Below are 2,374 nucleotides of genomic sequence, written 5' to 3'. Positions count from 1 at the left end.
AAAACAGCGCATTGCCAGATACCAGGCTAATTATTTCCAAAATAGTCAAGAACCTATGGGAGGAAAAAGATTTAGCCAGTTTTTCCATGGCCGTCTCAATAATCGTGTCGCTGGGGAAAGAAGCATCGGGCTATGACAAGGAGCCACTTGAACCGATATCGGAAGCGGTGAAGCAAATATTGTCCGACAGTGATGGAGAGCAGGTTACTGAGCAACTCAAGTTACTCCATCCAAAAATGACTGGTCAGAGCGACTCAGCTGCTAACCGATGGTTGCGTTTAATGGCAGAAATACTGGAAGGGAGTGATCCCAAACCTTCGGTTATTCGCTTTGCCCTCGAAGTTCTGGAATCGGGTTGGCTGGATCCACTGCTGTGCTATCGGGAGCCTACAATGGAGGTCGAAAGACATCATCAGCTATTGGTGCGTCTTGAAAGCTTCGATGAACTCAAGATTGAAGCCGCTCATTGCTTGAAAAAGTGGTACAAGCAGTTCTTTTCCAGGGAAAACAATAGTCATTTGTGGCAGAAGTCTTATGATAGCTTCCAGAAGAAAGAAGGTAATACCTTCTTCGTCAGTGACTGTCATGATGGGTTTTCATCATCCCTTGAATATAAAATGGCCAGTCGATCCTTACAGATCGGCTGGACGGACGAACCTGAGGGCATTCCGAATATAGAACGATTGTTGACGCACCAACCCGCGTTTCCGAGGTCAATCACGGGAGAAGAGAACCACCGTCCGGTGATTATCATGGGGAGACCTTGCTGGGATGAAAAACTGCTTCAGAAAAAGGCCGAAGACCTGTTTCAACGAAAAGTTGAGAGCAGCCCTAAGTGGATTGAGATATCAAAAAGTGACCATCCCTATGAGTTAGAGAAGAATCCACCCCCGGGTTATTGGGAAAAGTCAGATTCAGAGAGACAACGCTACGTATGTGACAATATACTTGCTTTGGATGGTTTAAGACACAAATGCAAGCAGGCGATTCAGCAGGCCTTCAGTCATTACCTGTATAGATTGACACACTCGAAAGGCGGTTGCTTGACGTATTGTTGGGCCGATGCTGCTATCAAGGGGGTCTGGGGTTTAGACCATTACGGCGCTCATGACCCATCCTCACCGGAAGAGCTGTATGCCATGATGTCTGCAATTAATAGCTCTTCCCATTTTCAGGAATCTGTTAAGGATGACTACTTACGGGTGACACTGAACGCCAGTAATGCTCTGGTACTCAGCTCCAGTGAGCTGACAACTATTGCCGGAGAGTTTCTGAGCAGTGTGAATTTGAATTCGATTTATGACTCATTGGATACATGATAACCACTTGTTCGTGATGAGTTCTTCGAGATGGGTAACTTCCTTCCATGGTTACGGATAACCAATCAAATAGAACTTTCCTCCTGTCTGAAGGTCATATTATTTATAAGTTTCAATTGAGTCCTTCAAACGGCAGTAGGGATAATTATCATGGATGGTCAGATTGGTGGAAAAATAAACAAACCCGTTCGTAACAACGGCGTACCTGATAGTAGCATTCCAATCAGGCGAGCAAAGCTGGACGAACCGATTGCAAAAGTCTGCTCTGATGTAACGGCCAAACTCAATCTATCGTCATCTCCGATGATGTTGCCTGACAGGGCGAGAAACGTATCGTCAGCGGATTCCCCTCTCCAAAAGCCCCCTCATACCTTCGATTTTCGTTTTGTCACCAGTGATGATGAGGTTCGACAGCTTTTGGTTGACCAGACCTGCGATAAACAACGCGATGTCACTATTATTTCCCACCCCGATGACCTCTCAAAGGCCAACCTGGTGAGCCGGCTGAGCATTTCCGGCGATGGTCGCCACACTCTGCGTTCGGGCAAGCTGTTTGAAGGTTCACAGCCACTCACTCTGGTGATGGATATCCGCAAACTCACCAGCGAGGATCTACCCAGATTTAACGATTTACTGGACCCGGATAACCCTTGTCTGTACGACAAAGTCAGCCAGCAGAAACGACCTCTGGGCGAGCATGTTGCTCTGCTGGTCGTGGCAGATCCTGCACAGTTGGCAGCGATTGGCAGGCATGACGACGCTCCGGGAGCCGCCGCTCCGGGCGCTGATTTCTGGCGGCGGATTAATCGACCGGGTAATACCTGGCAGTTCGATGCACAGACCGATGATGATTCAACGATGGACATCAATGAGGTTCCTCCGCTATTGCCGGAACTCCCCGGTAACGAGAGTGCTGTGGATGACGACAATACCGTTTTAGTTGACTGCCACCTGCACAATAACTGGCGACAACTGCTGCTAGGCGGCCCCGGAGTGGATAAACAGGGACGAATCCAGCACATACCCGGCAGGCTTGAGCTACTGACGCCCGGACA

Annotated in this window: 2 protein-coding genes; both read left to right on the top strand. The window is 48.5% G+C overall.

What is annotated here, in order from left to right:
• The coding region (locus tag KDK18_RS11185) for a hypothetical protein (RefSeq protein WP_257254983.1) at positions 1–1,319 on the top strand (1,319 nt) is incomplete at its 5' end.
• 150 nt (positions 1,320–1,469) lie between these two features.
• Positions 1,470–2,374, top strand: a 905-nt coding sequence (locus KDK18_RS11180; protein WP_257254982.1) for a hypothetical protein, incomplete at its 3' end; no start/stop codon positions are given.

This window comes from Endozoicomonas sp. SESOKO3 (assembly GCF_024606255.1).
The sequence above is the reverse complement of the archived record's forward strand: the minus strand, read 5'-3'. Positions and strand labels throughout refer to the sequence as shown.